Origin of the sequence: Bowmanella yangjiangensis (genome assembly GCF_018531185.1) — a bacterium.
In the GTDB taxonomy this organism is placed as follows: Bacteria; Pseudomonadota; Gammaproteobacteria; order Enterobacterales; family Alteromonadaceae; genus Bowmanella; species Bowmanella yangjiangensis.
Map to the genome: position 1 here is coordinate 1,951,035 of NZ_JAHDJU010000001.1, position 24,919 is coordinate 1,975,953.

23 protein-coding genes are annotated in these 24,919 nt (G+C 50.2%); 16 read left to right on the plus strand and 7 right to left on the minus strand.

The window, feature by feature from the left end:
• On the minus strand, positions 1 to 1,398 hold the full coding sequence (gene asnS / locus KJY73_RS08695; protein WP_206594515.1) for an asparagine--tRNA ligase: 1,398 nt from the start codon (positions 1,396 to 1,398) through the stop codon (positions 1 to 3).
• Between the two features lie 179 nt (positions 1,399 to 1,577).
• Between asnS and KJY73_RS08700 the strand changes: the two genes are divergently transcribed.
• Positions 1,578 to 1,964 carry a hypothetical protein gene (locus tag KJY73_RS08700; RefSeq protein ID WP_214342860.1) on the plus strand — a complete coding sequence of 129 codons (387 nt, stop codon included), beginning with the start codon at positions 1,578 to 1,580 and terminating at the stop codon, positions 1,962 to 1,964.
• Between the two features lie 7 nt (positions 1,965 to 1,971).
• Here the strand turns inward: KJY73_RS08700 and bioA are convergent, their stop codons facing one another.
• The gene (bioA, locus tag KJY73_RS08705) at positions 1,972 to 3,237 is read right to left on the minus strand and encodes an adenosylmethionine--8-amino-7-oxononanoate transaminase (RefSeq protein ID WP_214342863.1); all 1,266 of its coding nucleotides are present in this window, start codon (positions 3,235 to 3,237) and stop codon (positions 1,972 to 1,974) included.
• 104 nt (positions 3,238 to 3,341) lie between these two features.
• On the opposite strand from bioA, the gene bioB reads away from it, so the two are divergent.
• From bioB to KJY73_RS08730, 5 genes are all read left to right on the plus strand, one after another.
• Positions 3,342 to 4,391: a biotin synthase BioB gene (bioB, locus tag KJY73_RS08710; RefSeq protein WP_214342866.1), complete on the plus strand. Its 1,050-nt coding sequence runs from the start codon at positions 3,342 to 3,344 to the stop codon at positions 4,389 to 4,391.
• A 3-nt stretch (positions 4,392 to 4,394) separates the two neighbouring features.
• Positions 4,395 to 5,552: an 8-amino-7-oxononanoate synthase gene (gene bioF / locus KJY73_RS08715; RefSeq protein WP_214342868.1), complete on the plus strand. Its 1,158-nt coding sequence runs from the start codon at positions 4,395 to 4,397 to the stop codon at positions 5,550 to 5,552.
• Positions 5,542 to 6,318 (plus strand): methyltransferase domain-containing protein, encoded by a 777-nt coding sequence (locus tag KJY73_RS08720; protein WP_214342870.1) that lies wholly within the window; start codon positions 5,542 to 5,544, stop codon positions 6,316 to 6,318. Before bioF ends, KJY73_RS08720 begins: the two co-directional genes overlap by 11 nt.
• Positions 6,315 to 6,986 (plus strand): dethiobiotin synthase, encoded by a 672-nt coding sequence (gene bioD, locus KJY73_RS08725; protein WP_214342873.1) that lies wholly within the window; start codon positions 6,315 to 6,317, stop codon positions 6,984 to 6,986. The genes KJY73_RS08720 and bioD overlap by 4 nt, the downstream gene beginning before the upstream one ends.
• Positions 6,987 to 7,058: 72 nt before the next feature.
• Positions 7,059 to 7,535 (plus strand): DUF4442 domain-containing protein, encoded by a 477-nt coding sequence (locus KJY73_RS08730; RefSeq protein WP_214342887.1) that lies wholly within the window; start codon positions 7,059 to 7,061, stop codon positions 7,533 to 7,535.
• 16 nt (positions 7,536 to 7,551) lie between these two features.
• On the opposite strand, the gene upp is transcribed toward KJY73_RS08730, so the two are convergent.
• Together upp and pepE are read right to left on the minus strand one after the other, a co-directional pair.
• Positions 7,552 to 8,178 (minus strand): uracil phosphoribosyltransferase, encoded by a 627-nt coding sequence (gene upp / locus KJY73_RS08735; protein WP_214342890.1) that lies wholly within the window; start codon positions 8,176 to 8,178, stop codon positions 7,552 to 7,554.
• Positions 8,179 to 8,189: 11 nt separating this feature from the next.
• A complete protein-coding gene (gene pepE / locus KJY73_RS08740) occupies positions 8,190 to 8,882 on the minus strand; it encodes a dipeptidase PepE (RefSeq protein WP_214342893.1) in 693 nt (230 codons plus the stop codon).
• 212 nt (positions 8,883 to 9,094) lie between these two features.
• On the opposite strand from pepE, the gene htpX reads away from it, so the two are divergent.
• From htpX to KJY73_RS08765, 5 genes are all read left to right on the plus strand, one after another.
• Entirely contained in the window at positions 9,095 to 9,967 is an 873-nt protein-coding gene (gene htpX, locus KJY73_RS08745; protein WP_214342896.1) for a protease HtpX, read from the plus strand.
• Positions 9,968 to 10,039: 72 nt separating this feature from the next.
• Positions 10,040 to 10,516: a low molecular weight protein-tyrosine-phosphatase gene (locus KJY73_RS08750; RefSeq protein ID WP_214342899.1), complete on the plus strand. Its 477-nt coding sequence runs from the start codon at positions 10,040 to 10,042 to the stop codon at positions 10,514 to 10,516.
• Positions 10,510 to 11,469 carry a FecCD family ABC transporter permease gene (locus KJY73_RS08755; protein WP_232848430.1) on the plus strand — a complete coding sequence of 320 codons (960 nt, stop codon included), beginning with the start codon at positions 10,510 to 10,512 and terminating at the stop codon, positions 11,467 to 11,469. The genes KJY73_RS08750 and KJY73_RS08755 overlap by 7 nt, the downstream gene beginning before the upstream one ends.
• A 1-nt stretch (position 11,470) precedes the next feature.
• On the plus strand, positions 11,471 to 12,214 hold the full coding sequence (locus KJY73_RS08760) for an ATP-binding cassette domain-containing protein (protein WP_214342901.1): 744 nt from the start codon (positions 11,471 to 11,473) through the stop codon (positions 12,212 to 12,214).
• A gap of 205 nt (positions 12,215 to 12,419) precedes the next feature.
• Positions 12,420 to 13,766 (plus strand): class II 3-deoxy-7-phosphoheptulonate synthase, encoded by a 1,347-nt coding sequence (locus tag KJY73_RS08765; RefSeq protein WP_206594501.1) that lies wholly within the window; start codon positions 12,420 to 12,422, stop codon positions 13,764 to 13,766.
• 49 nt (positions 13,767 to 13,815) lie between these two features.
• On the opposite strand, the gene ppsR is transcribed toward KJY73_RS08765, so the two are convergent.
• Positions 13,816 to 14,628, minus strand: a complete 813-nt coding sequence (ppsR, locus tag KJY73_RS08770; protein WP_206594500.1) for a posphoenolpyruvate synthetase regulatory kinase/phosphorylase PpsR — start codon at positions 14,626 to 14,628, stop codon at positions 13,816 to 13,818.
• Between the two features lie 160 nt (positions 14,629 to 14,788).
• On the opposite strand from ppsR, the gene ppsA reads away from it, so the two are divergent.
• The gene (gene ppsA, locus KJY73_RS08775; RefSeq protein WP_214342903.1) at positions 14,789 to 17,164 is read left to right on the plus strand and encodes a phosphoenolpyruvate synthase; all 2,376 of its coding nucleotides are present in this window, start codon (positions 14,789 to 14,791) and stop codon (positions 17,162 to 17,164) included.
• A gap of 69 nt (positions 17,165 to 17,233) precedes the next feature.
• On the opposite strand, the gene KJY73_RS08780 is transcribed toward ppsA, so the two are convergent.
• Positions 17,234 to 17,794, minus strand: a complete 561-nt coding sequence (locus KJY73_RS08780) for a phosphoribosyltransferase (RefSeq protein WP_214342905.1) — start codon at positions 17,792 to 17,794, stop codon at positions 17,234 to 17,236.
• Positions 17,795 to 17,944: 150 nt separating this feature from the next.
• Here KJY73_RS08780 and KJY73_RS08785 point away from each other — a divergent pair, with 150 nt between their 5' ends.
• From KJY73_RS08785 to KJY73_RS08800, 4 genes are all read left to right on the plus strand, one after another.
• Positions 17,945 to 18,490 carry a GNAT family N-acetyltransferase gene (locus KJY73_RS08785; protein WP_214342907.1) on the plus strand — a complete coding sequence of 182 codons (546 nt, stop codon included), beginning with the start codon at positions 17,945 to 17,947 and terminating at the stop codon, positions 18,488 to 18,490.
• A 42-nt stretch (positions 18,491 to 18,532) separates the two neighbouring features.
• Complete coding sequence (gene dauA / locus KJY73_RS08790; protein ID WP_214342909.1) at positions 18,533 to 20,284, plus strand: C4-dicarboxylic acid transporter DauA; 1,752 nt, start codon at positions 18,533 to 18,535, stop codon at positions 20,282 to 20,284.
• A gap of 193 nt (positions 20,285 to 20,477) precedes the next feature.
• Positions 20,478 to 22,592, plus strand: coding sequence for a YgiQ family radical SAM protein (locus KJY73_RS08795; RefSeq protein WP_232848554.1), 2,115 nt, complete (start codon positions 20,478 to 20,480; stop codon positions 22,590 to 22,592).
• Positions 22,593 to 22,714: 122 nt separating this feature from the next.
• The gene (locus KJY73_RS08800; protein ID WP_332874169.1) at positions 22,715 to 23,590 is read left to right on the plus strand and encodes an ion transporter; all 876 of its coding nucleotides are present in this window, start codon (positions 22,715 to 22,717) and stop codon (positions 23,588 to 23,590) included.
• Positions 23,591 to 23,593: 3 nt separating this feature from the next.
• Here KJY73_RS08800 and KJY73_RS08805 read toward each other — a convergent pair whose 3' ends face one another.
• Positions 23,594 to 24,859 (minus strand): MgtC/SapB family protein, encoded by a 1,266-nt coding sequence (locus KJY73_RS08805; protein ID WP_332874170.1) that lies wholly within the window; start codon positions 24,857 to 24,859, stop codon positions 23,594 to 23,596.
• Between the last annotated feature and the right edge of the window lie 60 nt (positions 24,860 to 24,919).

Consider the following 24,919-nt stretch of genomic DNA (forward strand, 5'->3'; position numbering starts at 1 on the left):
TTAGTAGCTGGCATTTCCCGGTGTGCGAGGGAAGGGAATAACATCTCGAACGTTCTGCATGCCTGTTACATAGGCGACCAGGCGCTCGAAGCCCAAACCGAAGCCTGAGTGTGGCACTGAACCATAACGGCGCAAATCTCTGTACCAACTGTAATCTTCTTTGCTCAGGCCCATTTCATCCAGGCGTTGATCGAACACATCTAAACGCTCTTCACGTTGTGAGCCACCAATGATTTCACCAATGCCAGGGGCCAGTACATCCATAGCCGCCACTGTTTTACCGTCGTCGTTGGCGCGCATGTAAAAGGCTTTAATATCTTTGGGGTAGTTTTGCATGATGATAGGCGCGCCGACATGTTCCTCGGCTAGGTAACGCTCATGCTCAGAGGAAAGATCCACACCCCACTCAACCGGGAATTCAAAGGCTTTTCCGGAGTTTTTCAGGATCTCGATAGCATCGGTGTAATCCATGCGTACGAAATCCTGGCTGATGACTTTCTCAAGACGGCTGATGGCATCTTTATTGATACGATCAGCAAAGAAGGCCATATCATCGCCACGCTCTTGCAAAACTGCCTTGAAAACATACTTGAGTAAATCTTCTGCTAATTGGGCAATGTCACTCAGATCTGCAAAGGCCACTTCCGGTTCAATCATCCAAAACTCAGCCAGGTGACGGCTGGTGTTGGAATTCTCTGCACGGAAAGTAGGGCCAAAGGTGTAAATTTTTGACAGTGCACATGCATAGGTTTCGCCATTTAACTGGCCAGAAACGGTCAGGAAGGCCTCTTTACCGAAGAAATCCTGGCTGAAATCCACCTCGCCCTTATCGGTTTTGGGGACGTTAAGCATATCCAGAGTAGATACCCGGAACATTTCACCTGCACCTTCGGTATCACTGGCTGTCACAATAGGAGTGCTTACCCAAAGATAACCTTGCTCGTGGAAGAAACGGTGAATAGCTTGAGACAAGCAGTTACGCACACGGGCAACCGCGCCAATCACATTAGTGCGAGGACGAAGATGGGCGTGTTCACGTAAAAATTCGATACTGTGGCGCTTAGCCGCCATAGGATAGGTGTCCGGGTTTTCTACCCAGCCCACAACCTCGATAGCCGTGGCATTAATTTCCAGCGCCTGGCCTTGACCTTCAGAAGCCTTAAGAGAGCCTGTTACGGCGACCGAGCAACCGGCAGTCAGTTTCAGCACATCGTTGTAATTCTCAAGGTTATTCAGTGCAATAACCTGCACAGCGTCGAAGCAGCTGCCATCATGCACGGCAATGAAGGATAAACCTGCTTTTGAGTCGCGACGGGTGCGAACCCAGCCTTTGACAACAACGTCAGCACCAACCTGATGCTTACCTTTGAGAATTTCTACCACGGGGGTGTGTGCCATCTAACCTCTCCAGACGATCCATGCACGGATCTCATATATGCTCTACAGTATTGTTTACAGGGGAATCCCCGGCACTTGGTGCGCAAAAAGCGCCAGGATGGCAACGATCTAAAATCGTGCGTCCCGGACGGGGTGTGTAATCTTACTTGGCTGACAGCCAGACTCAAGAAAAATCCTTTATGCCGACATTCTCGCAGCGAAAATCCGGAATTGAACGCAGACGCTTGCCGCCTGAACAGGATTGGCTGTTTCGCAGTTTGATTGCCGGCAGTATTGTCGGTTGGTTGTTGTTTGTTGCAGCCATGCTGCTGTTTCACTATGCCAGGCCGGAGTTACAAACAGGTTTTATGCAGGCGCTAGGTATCAACACCGAGCAGGGTTGGCATCATTCACTAACTGGGTGGTTGTTATTGACGCTGGTCGTCACTGTGCTACTTAGTTTGGTTGCCTTGTTGGTGCGTGGGCGCCGCTCCCGGCGGCGCAATGATGGTCTGTGGTTAAATCTGATGTTATTGGCGCTGCTTTCTGCCAGCAGCCTTGTTTGGTTGCTGGCGTTTGCAGGTTAACTCTTGCTTAATCCATTAGGGCAAAGGTGATGCCTTCCACTAACTGACTGAGCTGTGCTTCATTAATAATGTAAGGCGGCATGATATATACCAACTTGCCGAATGGGCGCACCCAAATCCCGCGGCTGATGCAGCGGCGCTGGAAGGAGGCTACATCCACTGGCGCTTTACATTCCACCACACCAATGGCCCCAAGAACCCGGGTATCCGCAACCGAAGCGAGTTTGTTCAAGGGTAACAACTGCGCTTTTAGCTGCGCTTCTATGCTTGCGACCTGAGACTGCCAGTGTCCTTGCTGCAAAATGGATAAGCTGGCATTGGCCACCGCACAGGCCAGCGGATTACCCATAAAAGTAGGACCATGCATAAAAACCCCTGGCTGGCCCTGACAAACACCAACCGCCACATCCTCACTGCAGAGCGTCGCAGCTAACGTCATCATGCCGCCGGTCAGGGCTTTACCCACACACAGAATATCCGGACTGATATCCGCATGTTCGCAGGCAAACAGTTTACCGGTACGGCCAAAGCCGGTGGCAATTTCGTCGGCAATTAATAGCACATTGTACTGATCACAAAGCTGACGGGCACGACGCAGATAATTAGCATGGTAAATACGCATCCCCCCGGCTCCTTGTACGACAGGCTCAAGAATCAGGGCGGCAACTTCGTGATGATGACGTTCCAACAGCTCGGCCAGTGGCTGCACATCATCTTCGTTCCAAAGCTGGTCGAAACGAGTTTGTGGTGCGGGAGCAAAGTGTTGCTGTGATAACACCTGCTTAAATAAACTATGCATGCCGGTAACGGGATCGCATACGGACATGGCATTGAAGGTGTCACCATGGTAACCGTTTCTGAGTGTCACAAACTTATGTTTACTCTGGTTACCCTGACAGGCCCAGTATTGCAGGGCCATTTTCATGGCTACCTCAACCGCTACCGAACCTGAGTCTGCCAGGAATACCCGGTTGAGTCCTTGTGGCGCTATGTCCAGCAAGGCTTTACATAAGTTTATGGCGGGTTCATGGGTCAAACCACCAAACATGACATGTGGCATTTGCGCAATCTGTGCATGAGCAGCCTGGGTCAAAGCAGGGTGGTTGTAGCCATGGATAGTAGACCACCAGGACGACATACCGTCGATTAACGCCTCGCCACTTTCCAGGTGGATATGCACACCTTCAGTGCGTTGCACCCCATAACAAGGCAGTGGATTAAGAGCGGACGTGTAGGGATGCCAGATATGCTGACGATCAAATTCGATATCCATGGTTAAATAATGCTCAGTTGTAAAGCCTGAAAAATACTAGCGGTTGACAAGTTGGGCGCCGCGCATAGACTACTCAAGCTAAATCCCAGTGTAAAGGAATCCCCATGCAGGCCTCTGCTGCTATCCGTCATGATTGGACGGTTAAACAAGTGCGCGATTTGTTCGCTATGCCCTTTAATGATCTGTTGTTTCAGGCGCAGGTTACACACCGCCAGCATTTTAACCCTAATGAAGTTCAGGTCAGTACCTTGCTGTCGATTAAAACCGGTGCATGTCCGGAAGATTGCAAGTATTGCCCACAGAGTGCCCGTTACGACACAGGTCTTGAAAAAGAGCGTCTGATGGAAGTGGAAAAGGTACTGGAGCGAGCTAAGGAAGCGAAAGCTGTAGGCTCCACGCGTTTTTGTATGGGCGCGGCCTGGCGTAATCCCAAAGACAAAGACATGCCTTATGTGATTGAAATGGTCAAGGGTGTGAAAAAGCTCGGCATGGAAACCTGTATGACGCTAGGGATGCTGTCCCGCGAGCAGGCCATGATGCTTAAAGACGCAGGCCTAGATTACTATAATCACAATCTCGATACCTCACCGGAATTTTACGGTGAGATCATCAGTACCCGTACATACCAGGATCGTTTAAACACCTTAGAGAATGTGCGTGCTGCAGGTATGAACGTGTGTTCAGGCGGGATTGTGGGGATGGGGGAAAGCGATAACGACAGGGCTGGTTTGCTGGTGCAACTGGCTAATCTACCGCAGCACCCTGAGAGCGTGCCAATCAACATGTTAGTTAAAGTGCAAGGTACGCCGCTGGATGAAGTGGACGATCTCGACCAGTTTGAGTTTATCCGCACTATTGCCGTGGCCCGTATTATGATGCCCAAGAGCCATGTGCGTTTGTCGGCTGGGCGAGAAGCCATGAACGAACAAATGCAGGCCTTATGCTTTATGGCGGGTGCCAACTCTATTTTTTACGGGTGTAAGCTGCTGACAACCTCCAATCCGGAAACTCATGCCGATGTGAAGTTGTTCAGAAAGCTGGGTATCAATACCGAGCGCACTCGACAGTTTTCCGATGAAGCCCATGAAGCGGTGCTACGTGATGCCGTCAAGGCGCAGCAAAGCGAAGAGCTGTTTTACGACGCCAGTTTATAAACCATGGCCTTTGAGTTCATTGCCTCAGAGCTGGCGGCGCGGCGCGCTGCCAGTTTGTTGCGCCAGCGCCAAATTATTGAACAAGTTGATGGCCGCACGCTGTTGGTGGACGGCCAGCCTTACCTGAATTTTTCCAGTAATGATTATCTTGGCATGGCGCATAGCGACGACCTTAAGCTAGCGGCTGCGCAGGCAGCGCCTGACTGGGCAGCGGGAAGCGGGGCGTCACCTTTGGTAACCGGCCATAGTCAGGCCCATGCCAAACTGGAAGCACACCTTGCGGAACATTTAGGTCGTGACCGTGTATTGCTGTTCAACAGTGGGTTTGCTGCCAATCAGGCGCTGATTCAAACGCTGATGAGCCATGGCGGCCATATTCTGGCTGACAAGCTGAGCCATGCCTCTATGCTTGACGGGGCATTGGCCAGCAAAGCCAAACTGCAGCGATTTCGCCATAATGATATGCGCCATCTTGCCGGTCTGCTGGCAAGTGCAGCCGGGGATAAGCTGGTAATCAGTGAAGGGGTTTTCAGCATGGATGGTGATGCTGCACCTTTGCTAGAGATCAGCGCTCTGTGCCAACAACATCAAGCCATGTTGTATATTGATGATGCCCATGGATTTGGAGTGAACGGTAATTTGGGCTTAGGCGCGGGCTCGATACTGGAACCAGCCCAATTGCCCTTACTGATGGCCACCTTTGGTAAAGCCATTGGCACGTCAGGGGCATTTTTGGCGGTGTCAGAGGATATTTACGCCTATCTGGTTAACTTCGCTCGTCATTACATATACAGCACTGCCATGTCGCCTTTACTGGCCGCTATCACGTTAACGAGTTTGAAACTGTTACAAAAACAGCCATGGCGGCGGGAAAAACTAAAGGAAAATATTCAGTTATTCCGCGAAAAAGCAAGGCAATTAGCGCTACCCCTGATGGATTCTCAAACGGCTATCCAGCCGCTGTTAATAGGTGATGCACAGCACAGCCTGACGCTCTGCCAAAAGCTCAAAGCACAAGGTATTTGGGTGACAGCGATTCGTCCACCTACGGTGCCGCAGGGGAGCTCAAGGTTACGCGTGACCATCTGTGCCTCACATACCAAGGCGGATATACAGGCACTACTAGATGCATTAGCTCGAGGGATGGGTGATGATGCCTGAGCCTCAAATACAGTTAAAGCAGCGCATTGCCAGACAGTTTAGCCAAGCAGCCATACGCTATGACAGGCTAGCGGATGTGCAGTGGCATATCGGTGTGGATGCAGTAAATGCCATGCCTGACACGCAGGGACTGGTGCTAGATATTGGCTGTGGAACCGGGCGCATTACTCAGTTATTGGCAAGGCGTTGTGAGCAGGTGATAGGCATGGACCTGGCCGAGGGCATGGCAAGATTCGCCGCTCAAGCCCATGCTAACAGTGCGCATTTTGTGGTTGCTGATGCAGAACAATTGCCTTTGGCCGATAACAGTCTGGACGGCGTATTTTCCAGTATGGCACTGCAGTGGTGTCTACCGCTTACCCAGGTTTTTAAGGAATTAGCTCGGGTGCTGAAACCCGGTGCCAAGGGGCTGTTAACTATTATGGTGGATGGTTCGCTTAAGGAATTGCATCAAGGTTGGCAGGCGATTGGTGAGCCTGCCCATGCTAATCGATTCTGTTCATCGCAACATCTGCTTGAGAGTGCTCATAAAGCCGGGCTTTTTTGCACTATTGAAGAGAAGCTTTACCAGACCTGGCATAACAATCTGCATGAGGCACTGCATTCCATAAAGGATATCGGCGCAGGCGTGGTCCTTAATGGGGCTAAGACCCGGCTATCACGTCAAACCCTGGCCGATTTGGACAGATACTACCAAAATGAATTTGCCATAAATGGTCAACTGCCTATTAGTTACCAGGTGGCTTTTTTGGAGATACAAAAGTGAAGTGCTTCTTTGTAACAGGTACGGATACCGAGGTCGGAAAAACCTTTGTATCGCGCGCAATGCTCACACAGTTAAAAAACCGACGTTTGAAAACAGCGGCCTATAAGCCCGTTGCGTCCGGCTGTGAATTGACCGAACAAGGGCTTCGCAATGAAGATGCCTTAACCCTGCAGGCTGCATCCACATTCAACATCGAGTACGCATTGGTAAACCCCTACGCTTTTGCTCAGCCAATCGCACCGCATTTGGCGGCGGCTCAGACCGGGGTAAATATTGAGCTTGCTAGACTTGCTGACACGCAACAGCAGCTCCAAGCATTACAGCCCGATGTGCTGCTGGTAGAAGGTGCCGGTGGCTGGCGTTTACCTTTGGGTCAGGGGCAGTTTATGTCTGACTATGTAAAGCAGCAAAAGATGCCTGTCATTCTGGTGGTGGGTATGCGACTTGGTTGCTTAAACCATGCCTTGCTGACAGCAGAAGCCATTCGCCATGACGGTTTGGAATTGGCTGGTTGGGTAGCTAATCAGGTTGAAACCAATATGCCGCTACTGGAAGAGAATCAGGCCTTTTTGCAGGCACACCTGGATGCACCATTATTAGGTTGTATTCCCAGATTGTCAGATACGGAGATGGCTTCGCAGTATCTGGATCTCACCCCAATCATATAAATTTCTTACTTGGTCATCTGGTCTAACCAGTGGTAATCTGCAGCGATTATTTGCTGTACTGTAAGAAATGACATGAAATTACTAACTAAAGCCAATTGGGGGTTAAAGCTGTTTGCCTGGCGTTATATTCCCTTAATTGGCTTTTGCTCCCCACGTATTGAGCGCATGGATGGACAGGCGCTGGAAGTGAGTATTCCGCACACCTGGAGAACTAAAAACCATCTGGGCAGCGTGTATTTCGGTGCGCTGGCTATTGGGGCTGACCTGGCCGGCGCATTTTTGGTCTTTCACAAGGCTAAAGCCCGCGGTGTTAACGCCAATTTCGCTTTTAAGGATGTGCAAGGGGAATTTCTAATGCGCCCCGAGGCGAGGGTGCATTTTGTCAGTGAAGATGGCGCCTTGATTGATCAGATGCTTGATGAATCTATCGCCTCCGGACAACGGATCAATCGCACTGTGAGTGTCAGGGTCACTTGCCCGTCTCTACATGGGGACACGCCCATGGCCACATTTAGGCTTACGTTGTCAGTAAAAGCAAAGCCCCGCTAAGGGGCTTCTAACAATATTACTTAGTGCCAAACAGCTTATCGCCAGCATCACCCAGCCCAGGCAGAATATAGCCCTGTTCATTGAGTTTTTGGTCTATAGAAGCGGTAAAAAGCTCAACATCAGGATGGGCCTTTGCTAGCGCATTTATGCCTTCTGGTGCAGCCACCAACACCAGCGCCTTGATATGTTTGCAGCCGTTGGCTTTCAACAAATCAACAGTGGCGATCATAGAGCCGCCCGTGGCGAGCATGGGATCCACGATAATAGCCAAACGCTGATCTAAATCGGCGGTCAGTTTTTGAAAGTATGGCACCGGTTGCAGGGTTTCTTCGTTGCGATACATGCCGACCACACTAATTCTGGCATTGGGGATAAGCTCCAGCACGCCATCCATCATGCCCAGGCCAGCTCTTAGAATAGGCACAATGGTGACTTTCTTACCCTGGATCTGGTCGATCTCAATCTCGCCACTCCAGCATTGGATATGGGTTTTTTCGGTCGGTAGATCGGCAGTTGCCTCGTAAGTGAGCAAACTGCCAATTTCTCTAGCCAGAGTACGAAATTCACGGGTGCTGATACCGGCATCCCTGATCAGGCCAATCTTATGCTTGACCAGCGGGTGCATCACCTCAACTACTTTCATGGGGACAACTCCTATAGTAGATGTGACAGATCCTGCCCGGATGCAATGTCTTGCTGCTCTCCGCCCAAGAATAGGATACCAGAGTGTGGACCTACCAAGGTCAGTTGATTATCCACTCTCAACAATGCACTGCCTTCACGAATGGCGACTATCGGCATAACTGGGTTTAGCACCATAAACTCAGCCAGGCGCTGAGCGCGGGTTTCGCCGTTATGGCCGGGCGGTTGATAGTCAGTATAGTGAGGATTAATTTGAAACGGCACTAACTGCAAAGCGTTAAAAGAGGGGGGCTCAATAATCGGCATATCATTGGTGGTGCGAATACTGTAACCACATATGTTAGAACCCGCGCTCCAGCCAATGTAGGGCAGCCCTTGAGTTACCTTGGCGCGAATCAGTTCCAGCATATCCTGTTTATAAAGCTCGGTGAGTAGATTAAAGGTGTTACCGCCACCTACGGCTATGGCTTGTGCAGATTCTACAGCCTGCTTGGCATTGCTGGTCTGATGAATGCCGGTAACTTTGATTTCTGGCAGGGCGGCCTGGACTTTTTCAACATATTCGTCCCACCCCAATGTGACGCCAGCGAAGGGCACGAACAACAGTTCATCAATACCGGCAAGGTGGTTCAAAATTGTGGAGCGGGCGGTTTCCAGATAGCCATACTGGCCTTCTCTGGAACTACTGAGCATCAAAACTTTCATCGATTTTCGTTCTTAAAGTAGGGAGCCGCCAGTATAAGATAATCTGTCTGTGCTGATAAGAACTACAAAAAGCGGAGCCTCCTGCTTAGCCTTTTTGTTTTGTCTTAATTCAAGCCCCCAAACTTCCAGTACACAAATATACACACTTTGAATGATTGAAAAATCTGTTTTAGCCCACAAAATAAGGGCGAGATAACTTTATTGGAGACGCTATGAAACGTGTGCTGTTGTTTGTCGCTACCAACCTGGCTGTGGTGCTGGTGTTGAGCATTGTGATGAACCTGGTATTCAGTTTCCTTAATATCGACCCTCGCGGCATGGGCGGTTTGCTGGTGTTTGCCAGTATATTCGGCTTTGGTGGGGCGTTTATTTCACTGTTGATGTCTAAATGGATTGCCAAACGGTCAGTGGGGGCGCATGTCATTGAGCGTCCAGCTAACCATACAGAGCAGTGGTTGGTTGAAACTATTGCTCGCCTGGCGAAGCAATCAGGTATAGGTATGCCCGAGGTGGCTATCTATCATTCACCAGATATGAATGCTTTTGCTACCGGCGCCAATCGCAATAATGCATTGGTTGCAGTGTCTACCGGCTTGCTGGAAAACATGCAACAAGATGAGGTAGAGGCGGTACTGGCACACGAAGTCGCCCACATCGCGAACGGCGATATGGTAACCATGACCTTGCTCCAGGGCGTGTTGAACACCTTTGTTATTTTCCTGGCACGGGTGATAGCCAACATTATTGACAATGCCACTCGCAGCAACAACAGCGAGGGGGGCTTAGGTGGTCTGGCTTATTTTGCCATCGTCTTTGTATTGGAGATCGTGTTTGGTATTCTGGCCAGCATTATTGTGATGGGCTTCAGCCGCTATAGAGAGTATCGCGCTGATGCTGGTTCGGCGTCGCTGGTTGGTCGCAATAAAATGATTGCCGCCCTGCAACGTTTGAAATACAGCCAAGAGTCAAAACTAGACGGTAACCTGATGGCCTTTGGTATACGTGGTAAGTCAGCAATGGCTGAACTATTTTTGAGCCACCCACCGCTGGAAAAACGTATTCAGGCACTGCAACAAGGTCGTTAATGGCGGCAATAGTTGACTGAACCTGCAAATCTGACAGACTAATGGCCACTTTTTTGTGGCCATTTTTTTGTTATGAACCCGCGTACTCCTTCTGTTCTGTTCGTTTGTCTTGGTAACCTGTGCCGCTCTCCCACTGCACATGCTGTATTTCATACTATGGCTTTTGAGCAAGGTGTTGATGTGTTTGTAGACTCAGCAGGCACCGCGGGTTACCACAAAGGCAGTTCGCCAGATCAACGAAGTATGGATGCAGGGCAAGCGCGAGGTTATAGCTTTAAGGGGCAGCGCTCGCGCCCCGTATTAGTGGATGACTTCGAAAGATTTGATTTGGTATTGGCGATGGACAGTAAGAATCTTCGGGACTTACTAGCCATGTGCCCACCTGAATACCAGCATAAGGTAAGTTTGTTTCTGGAATACGCGGATCACGACGAGTCTGAAGTGCCAGACCCTTATTATGGTGGTCGTCAGGGATTTGAACTGGTGCTGGACTTGATTGAGCAAGGCTGTGCGGTATTGCTTCGAAAAGTGAAGCAACTGCCTTGCTAAGGAAGCACGCCTGGTTTATCGCCGCTCTGATTGTCGTTTTACTTGGTTTAGCAGCGTGGACGGCCATGCAGGGTTTGCAGTGGTCTTCAGCGGTTGACCGACGGATACTGCTTCATTTGCGCGTTCCTTTAGTCGGGAGCGCTATTCTGGTCGGCGCTTGCCTGGCTGCCAGTTCAGCTATTTTACAGGTGATGCTGCGTAATCCGTTGGCTGATCCGGGCCTTATCGGCATTACCAGCGGAGCCAGTCTTTTTGCTGCTATTTACCTCCTTGCTGGTGGCGCAACACTGACCGGTCTGGCTGCCTATGGCTTACCTCTGTTCAGTTTTATCGGGGCCTTGCTCTCAACCTTACTTATTTATGCTATCGCCAAACGTTTGGGGCTGGAGTCCGGGGCCGGTGTGATTCTGGCCGGTATTGCCATATCGACATTAAGCGGCGGGGTGATTGCCTGGTTATATTTCCTTGCCGACGCCCAATCACTGCGCAATTTAACCTTTTGGTTATTGGGTAGTTTGCATCAGGCCGATCTCAAGCTGGTAAGCTTTGCCGCGCCTTTAGTGGTTGCCCTGCTTATCTACGTGTTGCGTCAAGGCCAACCTTTGAATTGGCTCTACTTTGGCAACCAGGCAGCCCAATTGAGGGGACTGAATGTTGCCCGTTATTACCCTCGCATGTTACTGGCCTGTGCGCTTTTGGTTGGTATTGCCGTGTCGCTGGCCGGTTCAATCGCTTTTATCGGTTTGTTAGTGCCACACTTGCTCAGAAACCTGTTTGGACACGACAATCAATTCGTTTTACCTGCTTCAGCCTTACTCGGCGCCATTTTATTGTTGGTAGTTGTGGCTATCTCCAATGGGTTTGGAGGCGTTGTGGTGCCTGTGTCTATGTTAACCGCGACCTTGGGCGGGCCGGTGTTCCTGTACTCGGTAGTACGGTTGGCAAGGACCTAGTATGTTAGCGGCGAAACACATTCAGTTGCATGGTCGACTCCAGAATATCAGCCTTAACCTGGCAGCTGGCGAGGTGGTGCACATTCTCGGACCTAATGGTGCGGGTAAGTCCAGTTTGTTGTCGGTTCTGGCCGGTTTACTTACGCCAAATAGCGGTGATGTGCAGTTGAATGGTAAGAAACTGCAGGACTATAGCCTGGTTGAGCTTGCCCATTGCCGAACATTAATGGAGCAACAACTGCATAGCGCCTTTGCTCTGTCGGTGCAGGAAAGTTTGTCGTTTTACAGTCAGCGCCCGAAGATCCCACCTGAGCTGGAGCATGCTCTGGAGATAACTGACTTCTTATCCAGACCACTTAACCATCTATCCGGTGGTGAACGGCGTCGGGTGCAGCTATGTCGCAGTCTGATGCAGATATGGACTGCCATAGAGCAGGGGAATGCCTTGATTCTATTAGATGAGCCCGTGCAGGGACTGGATTTTGCCCATCAGCATAAGCTCTGTCAGCTCCTTAACCTGTTGGCAACGCACGGCAACATGGTGGTGGTAAGCCATCATCAGCTTAATCTGGCGCAAATGTATGCTCACCGGGTTTGGCTGATGTCGTCACAGCAGCTGGTTGCTGACGGACTAACAGAGGATGTGTTACAGCAAGAAACACTGGAAAGTGTATTTCAATGCAGGGTACGCATCGCCTTCGACTCAGAACAAAATAAACTAATTCAGACTTATTTGGACTACTAACCCGCCGCTTCTGGCAAATCAACGCCGTTTTCCGCGAATCCTGGGGTCAAATTGCCCAATAAATCAGCAATCTTTTGTTTGCAGCGTGGTTTATGGGTTTGCCAATAATTGCCCATTGAAATTTTCTTTCAGAAACCGTAAGTTTCGGGGTGACAAAGCAGGCGCAATGTCGCCCCTGCAGTTCTAACCGAAAGAAGGAAAATCAGTGACACAATGGCAACCCGATAGCTGGCGCCAACTGCCCATTTTGCAGCAGCCCATCTATGAAAATAAACAACAGCTAGAAGATGCAGAGAAACGCCTGGCCAAATACCCGCCGCTGGTATTTGCAGCTGAGACGCGTGAGTTGTTTAGACAGTTGGGTGAGGTTGCCAAAGGAAATGGCTTTTTACTGCAAGGTGGTGACTGCGCTGAGTCTTTTGATGAATTCAATGCGCCTAAAATCCGCGATACCTTTAAGGTTATCTTGCAGATGGCCATAGTGCTGACCTTTGCTGGCCGCTGTCCGGTAACTAAAGTTGCCCGGATGGCAGGACAGTATGCCAAACCTCGCTCAGACAATCTTGAAACCATAGATGGCGTGTCGCTACCTAGCTACCGTGGCGATATTATCAACAGCTTTGAATTTACCGAGGCGTCCCGTCAGCCCAATCCTGAGCGTATGATTGAGGCTTATCATCGCTCCGCGGCAACCCTGAACCTGCTTCGCGCCTTTGCGCAGGGCGGTCTGGCAGATTTACATCAGGTAAATCGTTGGAATATGGCGTTCGTGGAAAATAACCCTCTGAAAGAACGCTATCAGGACGTGGCCAAGCGTATTCAAGATGCCCTGTCTTTTATGGAGACTATTGGTATCAATGCCGCCAATCACCGCGAATTACATGAGACGTCGCTGTTCACCTCGCATGAAGCCTTATTGCTGAACTACGAGCAGGCTCTGACACGCAACGATACGTTGACCGGTAAATGGTATAACTGTTCGGCGCATATGCTGTGGATTGGTGAGCGCACCCGTCAGTTGGATCATGCTCATGTGGAGTTTTTCCGCGGTATTCATAACCCGATCGGGGTAAAGGTTGGACCGTCTATACAGGAAGACGAACTGATTCGTTTAATTGACGCGTTAAACCCGCAAAACGAAGCCGGTCGCTTGACCCTGATTACCCGTATGGGGGCGAATAATCTGGGTGATAAGTTGCCGACATTGCTGCGTAGGGTGAAACAGGAAGGCCGTCAGGTGGTCTGGAGTTCAGATCCCATGCACGGCAACACAGTCAAAGCCTCCAGCGGTTATAAGACCCGTAACTTTGATGACATTTTGCGTGAGATCCAGCATTTCTTCCAAGCCCATCAGGCGGAAGGTACCCATGCTGGTGGTATTCACCTGGAAATGACCGGCCAGCACGTTACCGAATGTGTGGGCGGAGCCTATGGAATTGGCGAAGCAGACCTGGGTCAGTGTTACCAAACCCAGTGCGATCCGCGTTTAAATGCCGATCAGGTCTTGGAACTGGCGTTTTTGGTTGCGGATTACCTGAAAAAGGATATCTGACAATGCCATTACCCGGGCTGACTTCTGTGTAGTCCGGGTAATACTTCCATCAGTACTTCTTACGCTGCAATCCCGTTTCGGCCAGGATCTTGGCCGAAATTTCCTCTACTGAAAACTTGGTACTGTTCAAAAAAGGAATAGATTCCCGGCGGTACAGGTTTTCTACTTCCCGTAGTTCCATCCGGCATTGGCGCATTGATGCATAACGGCTGTTGGCGCGGCGCTCAGAACGAATCTGATGCAAACGTTCGGGGGCGATGGTCAAACCAAACAGCTTGCTTTTGAAATGTCTGAGCCTGGCAGGCAGCCTTAACATGTCGCCCATGTCTTCTTCAGTGAAAGGGTAGTTCGCCGCCTTAATACCGTATTGCAAAGCCAGGTACAGACTCGTCGGGGTTTTGCCTGAGCGTGATACGCCAACCAGGATAATATCGGCTTCACCATAATTATCCAGATTTGCTCCATCATCGTTTGCCAGCGCGTAATTTACCGCTTCAATGCGAATGTCATAGGTTTTTTCATGAATACTGTGGGTGCGGTGTTTTTCCGGCTTAGCAGGAATACCCAGAATTTTTTCCAAGGGCGCCACAAATTGGTCGAGAAAGTTGTAATTTATACCGACCGAATTGGAAATGATTTCCCTGACATCCAAATTGACGATGGTATAAAACACCAAAGGTCGTTCGCCTGTTTCCTTAAATTTCTTGGCAATTTTGTCATTAACCTTTTCCGCTTGTTCCGCCGTTTCTACGAAAGGAATGGTGATATGGTTGAATTCTACGGGGAATAGAGACAATAAGGCATGGCCGAACACCTCTGAGGTAATGGCGGTGCCATCAGAAATATAAAATGCGGTGCGCACAACAACTCCTTAACAATGTCGTAATTTAATTACGAAAATAAATAAAGTTTTACTTTTTTATTACCGACATTCTAAAATCCTCAGCGAAAAAAGCCAGCAGCCCAAATTACTTAAGGGATTGGGGCGATTTGAAAAACATGCTAATTCGGAGGCATTCGCGGTGCAGAAATACGTTTTGTGGTATCAGCAGTTAGGCATGCATGATGTGGAAAAGGTTGGGGGAAAAAATGCATCTCTGGGTGAGATGATTTCCAATCTGGCCAATGCCGGTGTGATGGTTCCTGGTGGTTTTGCCACAACGGCAGAAGCCTTTAACGAATTTCTGGAGCAAAGTGGTCTTAATACGCGTATCCATGATGCGCTGGATGTACTGGATGTTGACGATGTTAACGCCCTGGCCCGGACCGGTAGTGAAATTCGTCAGTGGATTATTGACACGCCATTCCAATCAGAATTGGAAGTGGCCATTAAAGATGCTTACGCACAACTCCAGCAGGAAGCTGGTGGTGAAGCATCATTCGCCGTTCGTTCTTCTGCGACAGCCGAAGATATGCCCGATGCCTCGTTTGCCGGACAACAGGAAACTTTCCTGAACGTCAAAGGCCTGGATGCGGTGATGACCGCCATCAAGCATGTTTTTGCCTCCTTATTTAATGACCGCGCTATCTCTTATCGTGTGCACCAGGGTTACGACCACAAAGGTGTGGCACTGTCTGCTGGAATCCAGCGCATGGTGCGCTCGGATTGCGCCTCATCCGGCGTGATGTTCACTATCGATACCGAGTCTGGTTTTGAAGACGTGGTATTTATTACCTCTTCTTACGGCTTAGGTGAAATGGTGGTGCAGGGTGCGGTAAACCCTGATGAATTCTACGTACACAAGCCGACGCTCAACAAAGGCAAACCCGCCGTGGTGCGCCGCAATCTCGGCAGTAAGCTGAAGAAGATGATCTACTCTGCGGATGTAGGCCATGGCAAGCAGGTTGAAATCGTCGATGTGGATGCTACTGACAGCCACCGCTTCTCGCTGTCGGACAGCGAAGTGATGGAGCTGGCCAAGCAGGCGCAGATCATTGAGAAACACTATCAGCGTCCCATGGATATTGAATGGGCCAAAGACGGTACCGACGGTAAGCTTTACATAGTTCAGGCTCGCCCTGAGACAGTACGCAGCCGTGAAGATGCGCAAACTATCGAACGTTTTCACCTGAAAGGCAAAGCCAAGATCGTCTGTGAAGGTCGTGCCATCGGTCATAAGATTGGCAACGGTGTGGCGAAAGTACTGAGTTCCATTGATGAAATGGACAAGATCCAGCCCGGCGATGTGCTGGTGACAGACATGACGGACCCGGATTGGGAGCCGATCATGAAAAAAGCCTCAGCCATTGTGACCAACCGTGGCGGTCGTACCTGTCACGCTGCCATCATTGCGCGTGAATTGGGGATCCCGGCTGTAGTAGGTTGTGGTGATGCCACAGACAGCATTCAAACCGGTGACAAGGTCACGGTATCTTGTGCCGAGGGCGATACCGGTTATATCTACGGTGATGTGCTGGACTTCGATGTCGTCACTTCTCGTATCGATGCCATGCCTGACCTGCCGCTGAAGATTATGATGAACGTGGGCAACCCGGACCGCGCCTTTGATTTCGGTCGCCTGCCACACGCTGGCGTGGGTCTGGCGCGCCTGGAATTTATCATCAATCGCATGATTGGTGTGCACCCCAAAGCGCTGCTTAACTATGCCGGGCAGCCGGACGAAGTGAAAGCCGAGATTGATGAGATGATGGCCGGCTATGAGTCGCCTCGTGAGTTTTACATTCAAAAGCTGGTCGAAGGTATTTCCACCATAGCTGCAGCTTTTGCGCCAGAGAAAGTCATCGTTCGTATGTCAGACTTTAAATCGAACGAGTACTTTAACCTAGTGGGCGGCTTCCAGTACGAGCCACACGAAGAAAACCCCATGTTGGGCTTCCGTGGTGCCAGCCGTTATGTGTCTGAAGATTTCCGTGAATGTTTCGCACTGGAATGTGAAGCCATCAAACGCGTACGTAATGACATGGACTTTACCAATGTTGAAGTCATGATTCCTTTTGTACGCACACTGGAAGAAGGACGTAAAGTTGTTGGGCTACTGGCCGAGCGTGGTTTGAAGCAAGGTGAAAACGGGCTACGCGTGATAATGATGTGTGAGCTGCCGTCCAATGCGTTGCTGGCCGATCAGTTCCTGGATATCTTTGATGGATTCTCCATTGGCTCGAATGACCTGACACAGTTGACTTTGGGTCTGGACAGAGACTCAGGCTTGATTGCCCATCTGTTTGATGAGCGTAATGAAGCGGTTAAGGTGTTGCTGGCAATGGCTATTAAAGCCGCCAAGGCGCGCGGTAAATACGTAGGCATTTGTGGTCAGGGACCATCAGATCACGAAGACTTAGCAGCCTGGCTGGTAGAGCAGGGTATTGATAGCGTTTCGCTGAACCCCGACACTGTAGTGGATACCTGGTTGTATCTGGGTGAGAAACACGGTATCTAAGCGCTAGTTTTGTTAAAAGGCCGACATAAGTCGGCCTTTTTTGTGCCTGCAACTATGGATGTAGGCTGCTTAGGGGACTAACAAGTGCTGAATATCAAGTAGATCAGATTTTCCTTCGGCGAGCTCTTGAGGGCTTAGCCCGCTGATTTCATGAGGAAACACCAGCCATTCATGGCTTTCATGCACGTGAAAGTCAGGTACCAGGTTGGTTTTGTTGTTCGCTGGCTTATACCAGGGACAAGCGATACGAATATCATGGGGCACATTGCGGCGGGACAGTTTGCGGATCTGGGCCAGTAACGCTTCGACACTGCGCCCTGAATCAAACACATCGTCGACAATCAGCAGGCTGTCTTCGGCATTGGCATTTTCGATCAGATAATGCAGTCCGTGTACGCGAATTTCCTTACTTTGTTCACCTATGCGTTGGTATGATGATGTGCGCACAGAAATATGGTCTGTCTCAACACCCTTAAAATCAAAAAACTCCTGAACTGCAATACCAATGGGTGCGCCACCTCGCCAGATACCAACGATAAAGTGTGGCCGCAGACCGCTGTCATATATTTTGGCGGCGAGCCTGAAAGAATCCTGTAATAACTCCGCGGCACTAATAAAACGTTTATTCATCCAGGCTCACTCCTTTTTTGATTAACAGTAGATGTTATTTCGCCTTTGAGGCAAACCATTGGCGGAATATTTATGCCTAACCATCGAATAACCCTTGTATAAATAGGGGCTTATCGAACAAGATGGGTGAAGGAGCCCTGTGGAGTCGAGATGGTGGTTGTAGATGAACAGACATTGCTGTATTCCCGCTTAGTCCTGGCCGATGGCCAGGTGGTTGAATTTCGTCCCATTGGGCCTGACGATGTAATGTTAGAGCGAGATTTTATTCACCACCTCTCAAACCAAAGTAAGCATTTTCGTTTTATGGGCAATATCAAAGAGTGCTCATCCTCTATGCTTTATCAATTCACGCATCCTGACCCTGAGCAAGAAGTGGCTATTATAGGGCTGGTGAAACAAGAACATGAGCAAGAAATTGCGGTGGCAAGGTTTGCCGTATTACCGGATCAGAAAAGCTGTGAGTTTGCCATTGCGATAGCCGATGCCTGGCAGCGAAAGGGCATTGGACGTTATTTGCTTAGGCAACTGATGGCTATAGCCGCAAACCGGGGGTTGACACAAATGCGGGGACTGGTACTGGCAGACAATACCGGCATGCTGACACTGTGCAAAACCTTAGGCTTTCGCATTTTCGCAGAGCCTACCGACCATCAGACTATGGTCGTGATTAAAAGTTTGGATAAAGCATTACCCTAGCAAAAGAAAGGTTTTCATTCGTTAGCCAACTTAGGAGCCGTTGTGTCACACCGTTCGCACTTGTTTTCATTACGTATCGGGCATGCCTTTCGGGAAACCTGTCTAAGCGGTGAATACGGCAAGGAGCAATTTCGACAGGACCTGTTTGCTGGGATAAGTGTCGGCATTATTGCAATACCTTTAGCCATGGCGCTTGCCATTGCCAGCGGAGTTGCCCCTCAGCATGGACTATATACCGCAATTATTGCCGGTTTTGTGATTGCCTTAAGTGGCGGTTCAAGGCTTAGCATTTCAGGTCCCACGGCGGCCTTTGTGGTCTTACTTTTTCCCATTACCAGCCAATACGGTATAGCCGGACTGCTCGTTGCCACGTTGGGTGCTGGGCTCATTCTGATCATGATGGCCTTGCTCAGGTTGGGGCGATTTATCGAGTACATTCCAGAGTCAGTGGTACTTGGCTTTACCTGTGGAATCGCCCTGGTTATAGCGATATTGCAGATAAAAGATGTCTTTGGCTTACCTATAGCGCAGCTCTCTGACCAATTCCTGTATAAAGTACCGCAGCTTATTTTGGCTTTGCCGGATTTACATTGGCCGAGCCTGGCGGTTGCCGCGACGACTTTACTTATTATGTTGCTATGGCCTCGTTTGCGGCTCCCTGTGCCAGGGCATCTTCCGGCACTTCTCGCCGCCAGTCTGCTCGCGTGGGGATTGGTTCAGGCAGGGTTTGAGGTAGATACCATTGGTAGCCGTTTTTCGTATATTTTGGCTGATGGCAGCCAGGGAATGGGGATCCCTTCGGTACTACCTGCATTTCAGTGGCCCTGGATGTATGTAGAAGAAGGGCAGCCCGGACTGACATTGAGCTGGCAACTTGTTAAAGATCTCCTCCCAGCGGCTTTTGCAATTGCCATGCTTGGGGCAATAGAGTCGCTGCTGTGCGCTGTCGTGTTGGATGGTATGACTGGACAGCGACACAGCGCAAACAGTGAGCTTCTGGGGCAGGGGATAGGTAACTTGGTCGTACCCTTTTTTGGCGGTATTACCGCCACTGCAGCACTGGCTCGTTCGGCTGCCAACGTGCGCGCGGGAGGTGTTTCTCCCATGTCGGCCATGCTACATGCCTTGACGGTATTAGCGGCGCTAATGCTGTTTAGCGATATTCTGGCATTTGTTCCCATGTCAGCAATGGCCGCACTGTTGTTAGTGGTTGCCTGGAATATGAGTGAAGCACACAAGGCGGTTCACTTACTTAGAACCGCGCCGAGAACGGATATTTGGGTGTTTCTGACCTGTTTCTTACTGACGGTGGCACTGGATATGGTCATCGCTATTACGGCCGGCATCTTGTTGGCCGCCATGCTGTTTGTGAAAGACATAGCTGAGATGACCAAAATCACCGACATCACCCAAAGCAAGCGCTTGATAGGCAAATCGCTTCCCCAAGGCTGGTCGGTATTTAAAATCAATGGGCCGCTGTTTTTTGCTGCAGCAGACCGGATCTTCGGTGAATTGTCAACCTTATGCGAAGACCGTCAGGGTTTTGTTTTGTATATGGACGGCGTCACCTTATTGGATGCCGGGGGCCTAGCTGCATTGAACAAACTAATCAGTCAGTGCCAGCGCAAAAACACCCAGATATGGATTGCTGACCTGCAATTCCAACCGCTGCGCGCCTTAGCAAAAGCAGGGGTTAAACCTATACCGGGTGTCATTGCCTTCTACGCCAGTTTGGCCGAGGCACTTCAAGACTTGCCAAGTTCTGACTCAGAGAAGCAAAAAGAATCAGAGTAGACAAAGCCTGATTGGTTAAATATTCCACAGTTTACTGTGTGAATTGCGGTATAATGCCGCGCTTTTTTCCAACCGGTAGTGCCCTTTGTCAGTTCAAGCCACCATTAAAGCCGAACGTTCACTGTTCTCTTACCCCAAATATTGGGCGCATTGCTATGGCACTGCGCCGTTTTTGCCCATGAGCCGGGCCGAAATGGATGAACTTGGCTGGGATAGCTGCGACATCATTCTGGTTACCGGGGATGCCTATGTGGATCACCCTAGTTTTGGCATGGCGGTCATTGGCAGGGTGCTGGAGTCACATGGTTTTCGTGTCGGTATTATTGCGCAGCCGGACTGGACCAGCAAAGAGCCCTTTATGGCGCTGGGTAAGCCGAATCTGTATTTCGGTGTCACGGCCGGTAACATGGACTCGATGATTAACCGCTATACCGCGGATAAAAAGCTGCGCCATGATGATGCCTATACGCCAGGTAATGTCGGCGGAAAACGCCCAGACCGGGCAGTGACCGTCTATTCACAGCGCTGTCGCGAAGCGTATAAAGATGTGCCGATCATCATTGGTGGCATTGAAGCCAGCCTGCGTCGTATTGCTCATTATGATTACTGGTCTGAAAAAGTCCGCCGCAGCATTTTGTTTGATGCCAAAGCCGATTTACTGATGTACGGCAATGCTGAACGCCCCTTAATTGAGGTAACGCACCGTTTGGCCGCCGGTGAAAATATTGCCGATATACAGGATGTCCGAGGCACGGCCATTATCGTTAAGCAGGCCTTGCCTGAGTGGCAGGGCGTAGACTCTACCCATCTGGATACACCAGGAAAGATTGACCCAATTCCCAGCCCTTACCAGGTGGAGCCTGAGTGTGATTCACAAAAGTCCAGTGCAAAAGTGACCGACGATGGTGTGGTGATTCAGCAGGTTGAGGCCAAGCCCATTGTGATTCAGCCGGATAACCGCCGTAAGCCCTGGGAAAAGGTATACGTTAAGTTACCGGCCTTTGAAGTGGTGCGTGACAACAAGTCCTTATATGCCCATGCGTCCAGAGTACTGCATCAGGAGGTTAACCCCGGCTGTGCGCGGGCCTTGCTGCAGCGCCATGGTGACCGGCACATTTGGATCAATCCACCTGCCATGCCGCTGGAAACCGAAGAAATGGATGCGGTATTTGACCTGCCTTACCAGCGTGTTCCACACCCGGTTTACGGCGATGCGAAAATTCCTGCCTACGACATGATCCGTTTCTCTATCAATATCATGCGCGGTTGTTACGGTGGTTGTTCATTCTGCTCCATTACTGAGCATGAAGGACGGATCATTCAAAGCCGTTCGGAAGACTCTATTATTCGAGAAATCGAAGAAATCCGCGACAGAGTACCTGGGTTTACCGGGATTATTTCCGATCTTGGCGGCCCCACGGCCAACATGTACAGATTGCGTTGTAAGAGTCCCAAAGCCGAAGCAACCTGCCGCCGTCCGTCTTGCGTATATCCATCAATCTGCGCGCATATGGATACTAACCATGCGCCGACCATTAATCTGTACCGACGGGCGCGCAACCTCAAGGGCATTAAGAAAATCCTGATTGCCTCCGGGGTGCGTTACGATCTGGCGGTAGAAGATCCGGAGTATGTGAAAGAGCTGGCCCTTCATCATGTGGGAGGCTATCTGAAAATTGCCCCTGAGCACACCGAAGACGGTCCTCTGTCAAAGATGATGAAGCCGGGCATGGGAAGCTATTACCGTTTTAAAGAGTTGTTTGATAAATACTCTGCTGAAGCAGGTAAAAAGCAATATTTGATCCCGTATTTTATTGCTTCACATCCGGGTACTACTGACGAAGACATGCTGGCCCTGGCAATTTGGCTAAAGGAAAACCGCTTCAGATTGGACCAGGTGCAGAACTTCTATCCCTCACCCATGGCCAGTGCCACGACCATGTACCACAGTGGTGTGAACTCGCTGAAAAAAGTCAGTAAGGATTCAGAAGCCGTATTTTCGGCCAAAGGTGAAATTCATCGACGTCTGCACAAAGCCATGCTGCGCTATCACGACCCTAAGAACTTTGCGCAAATTCGTGAAGCGCTGAAGAAAATGGGCAGGGAAGACCTTATTGGTCGCGGTCCTCAGCATTTGGTTCCGCCAGAGTCAGGCGATGAGCGTAAGCAGAAACCGGCTAAGGGTGGCCAGCATGCACTGACCAAACATACCGGTTTGCCACCACAACCCAAGTGGAAAAAGCACAAGGGCAAAGCGCAAGCGACAGATGCTAAGGGAAAAGATAGTCAGCGAAACCGACAGCGCTGACCTAGCCAGCCACGTTAAAAAAGCGCCTACGGGCGCTTTTTACTTTGCAAAGCCAAGCCAATCAGTCAAGCTTGTAAAAGACCACCGAGTTGTATCCAAGTGGTTGTTTGATAAGGACAGATATGCCGCAGCCAGACAATAAACATCATGCCACCAGAGTGAAGCCGGTCAAAAAATACATGCAGGGCGATCCCCTGGCTCCCTGGCGTGAATCGCTGCATGAAATTATCTTCGAAGCGGAAACACCTGCTGGCAAATGGTTTGATATTGCACTGATCCTGGCAATAGCAGCCAGCATTCTGGTGGTGATGCTGGACAGCGTTGCAGCCATTAATCTTAACTACAAGACTTGGCTTTTTGCCGCCGAGTGGTTTTTCACCATCTTGTTCAGCATTGAATATCTGTTGCGTTTGATTTGTGTCAGACGGCCCCTTCGTTATGCCACCAGTTTTTTTGGTATTGTGGACTTAATTTCCATCTTACCCAGCTTCCTAGCGCTGTTTTTCACCGGTGCACAGACGTTATTGGTTGTGCGCGGTTTAAGGGTGCTACGCGTCTTCAGAATTTTCAAATTGGGAGAATACCTGGGGGAAGCACATGCTTTGATCCGGGCGATGCGCAATAGCCGCGCTAAAATTGCGGTATTTCTGTATACCGTGTGCGTATTTGTGGTGATTTTTGGCGCTGCCATGTACCTGATTGAAGGACCGGAACATGGCTTTACCAGCATTCCACAATCCATGTACTGGGCGGTGGTGACCTTAACCACGGTAGGATATGGCGATATCTCACCGCAAACACCGCTTGGACAGATGCTGGCATCCATGGTGATGATTCTCGGCTATGCCATTATTGCAGTGCCTACTGGCATATACAGTGCCGAATTAGCAAGGGAATATCGACGCGATGTTACGCGCTTTGCTTGCAGACATTGCGGTGCAGAAGGTCACGATGATGACGCTAAATTCTGTAAGTACTGTGGCGGCACTGTGCCTTAGCCGCTAGGCCTGCCAAAACGACAATCCCAGCCCAACCAATGCGGCACTAAGCAGAGGAATAAACACCCGCCACAACATACCTTGACCAGCAATCGACACGCTCATGCCGGCTTTAACCAGGGTATTGGTGCTGCATGCGAGGACAATACCTGTTACCGCAGAAGACAGCGGGATCTGCTCCACACTCATCCGGGATAAGGTCAGGTTTACTGGATCTACGTCGGCAATACCGGAAACTACGGCGAGCAAGTAAATGCCGCTATCGCCAAAATATTCGGTAAGCGCTCGGCCAACCAGCAAGATGGTAGTTAGCAGTACACCAAAGCCGATGGCGGACTTGAGCTCCAGCGGATTGACCAGATGTTCGATGGCAGCCTGGGGCGTGAGGTTGCGCTTAAACCAAAAGATCAGTGCAAAAGACAAGGTGACCAAGGTCATGGCCGCTATGGGTAATATAAGTTGACTGAACAGTGAAGGGTTAATCAAGGAGGCCACTAAAAGCACCCTTGGAAACATAGTGCAGCAGGCCAATAGTATGCCTACCGCCAATGCCCCCTGTAACAACGGCTGTTTCTGGCTAAGTCTTGAATAGTTGAGGGTGAGGGCGGTTGAAGACGCCAGCCCCGTGGTGACCGCTGTGAGTAAAATGCCTTTATCGGCACCGGCTAACTTGATACTGATGTAGCCGACAAAAGAGATGCCTGCTATCAGCACCACCATCAACCAGATTTCATAAGGATTGAGTACCTGCCAGGGGCCGTATCCCTGATTGGGTAGCACCGGCAGTAACACCAGCGAAATGAGTAACAACTGCAGTACGGCTTGCAGTTCCCGCTCTTCCAATCGCTTTAACCAGGCATGTAACAGCTCTTTATAGCGCAGCAGAAGCGCCGTTACTATGGCCGCAGATACGGCTAACTCGGTCATTTTTAGCGTAGCAAGCGCGCCCAGCACCAAGGTTAGCAGCAGGGTGACCAGACTGGTGACGCTGGCGTCGCGATTATCGTCCCGTCTAGCCCAATAGGCTAAACTGACAGCCAGAGCAAAGCCGATAAATATAACCGCAAAAGCGGACATGCCAAGAATATCACTCAGCAGCCCGGCACAACCGCCGAGCATGCCGGTAAGGCCGAAAGTGCGCAGCCCTGCCACTCTGGTTCCTTCCGCTTGCAAGCGAAAACGCCAACCGCGTTCTACGCCGATAAGCAGTCCAATTGCCAGGGAAATACCCAATGAAATCAAAGGGGTGGTGGTGTCCAGATCCAGCACTTTCTATCCTTACGAAGCTTTTTCACAGCTTAATAAAAAGCAGCGAAAAGGTGAAGCTTC

Coding starts and splice junctions, on each gene's coding strand:
- KJY73_RS08720 (WP_214342870.1), top strand. CDS start 5,542: ATGATGCCTGAGCCTCAAATACAGTTAAAGCAGCGCATTGCCAGACAG.
- KJY73_RS08760 (WP_214342901.1), top strand. CDS start 11,471: ATGTTAGCGGCGAAACACATTCAGTTGCATGGTCGACTCCAGAATATC.
- bioB (WP_214342866.1), top strand. CDS start 3,342: ATGCAGGCCTCTGCTGCTATCCGTCATGATTGGACGGTTAAACAAGTG.
- KJY73_RS08780 (WP_214342905.1), bottom strand. CDS start 17,794: ATGAATAAACGTTTTATTAGTGCCGCGGAGTTATTACAGGATTCTTTC.
- bioF (WP_214342868.1), top strand. CDS start 4,395: ATGGCCTTTGAGTTCATTGCCTCAGAGCTGGCGGCGCGGCGCGCTGCC.
- bioA (WP_214342863.1), bottom strand. CDS start 3,237: ATGGATATCGAATTTGATCGTCAGCATATCTGGCATCCCTACACGTCC.
- KJY73_RS08750 (WP_214342899.1), top strand. CDS start 10,040: ATGAACCCGCGTACTCCTTCTGTTCTGTTCGTTTGTCTTGGTAACCTG.
- KJY73_RS08800 (WP_332874169.1), top strand. CDS start 22,715: ATGCCGCAGCCAGACAATAAACATCATGCCACCAGAGTGAAGCCGGTC.
- asnS (WP_206594515.1), bottom strand. CDS start 1,398: ATGGCACACACCCCCGTGGTAGAAATTCTCAAAGGTAAGCATCAGGTT.
- KJY73_RS08730 (WP_214342887.1), top strand. CDS start 7,059: ATGAAATTACTAACTAAAGCCAATTGGGGGTTAAAGCTGTTTGCCTGG.
- upp (WP_214342890.1), bottom strand. CDS start 8,178: ATGAAAGTAGTTGAGGTGATGCACCCGCTGGTCAAGCATAAGATTGGC.
- pepE (WP_214342893.1), bottom strand. CDS start 8,882: ATGAAAGTTTTGATGCTCAGTAGTTCCAGAGAAGGCCAGTATGGCTAT.
- htpX (WP_214342896.1), top strand. CDS start 9,095: ATGAAACGTGTGCTGTTGTTTGTCGCTACCAACCTGGCTGTGGTGCTG.
- KJY73_RS08795 (WP_232848554.1), top strand. CDS start 20,478: ATGGATGAACTTGGCTGGGATAGCTGCGACATCATTCTGGTTACCGGG.
- KJY73_RS08700 (WP_214342860.1), top strand. CDS start 1,578: ATGCCGACATTCTCGCAGCGAAAATCCGGAATTGAACGCAGACGCTTG.
- KJY73_RS08785 (WP_214342907.1), top strand. CDS start 17,945: ATGGTGGTTGTAGATGAACAGACATTGCTGTATTCCCGCTTAGTCCTG.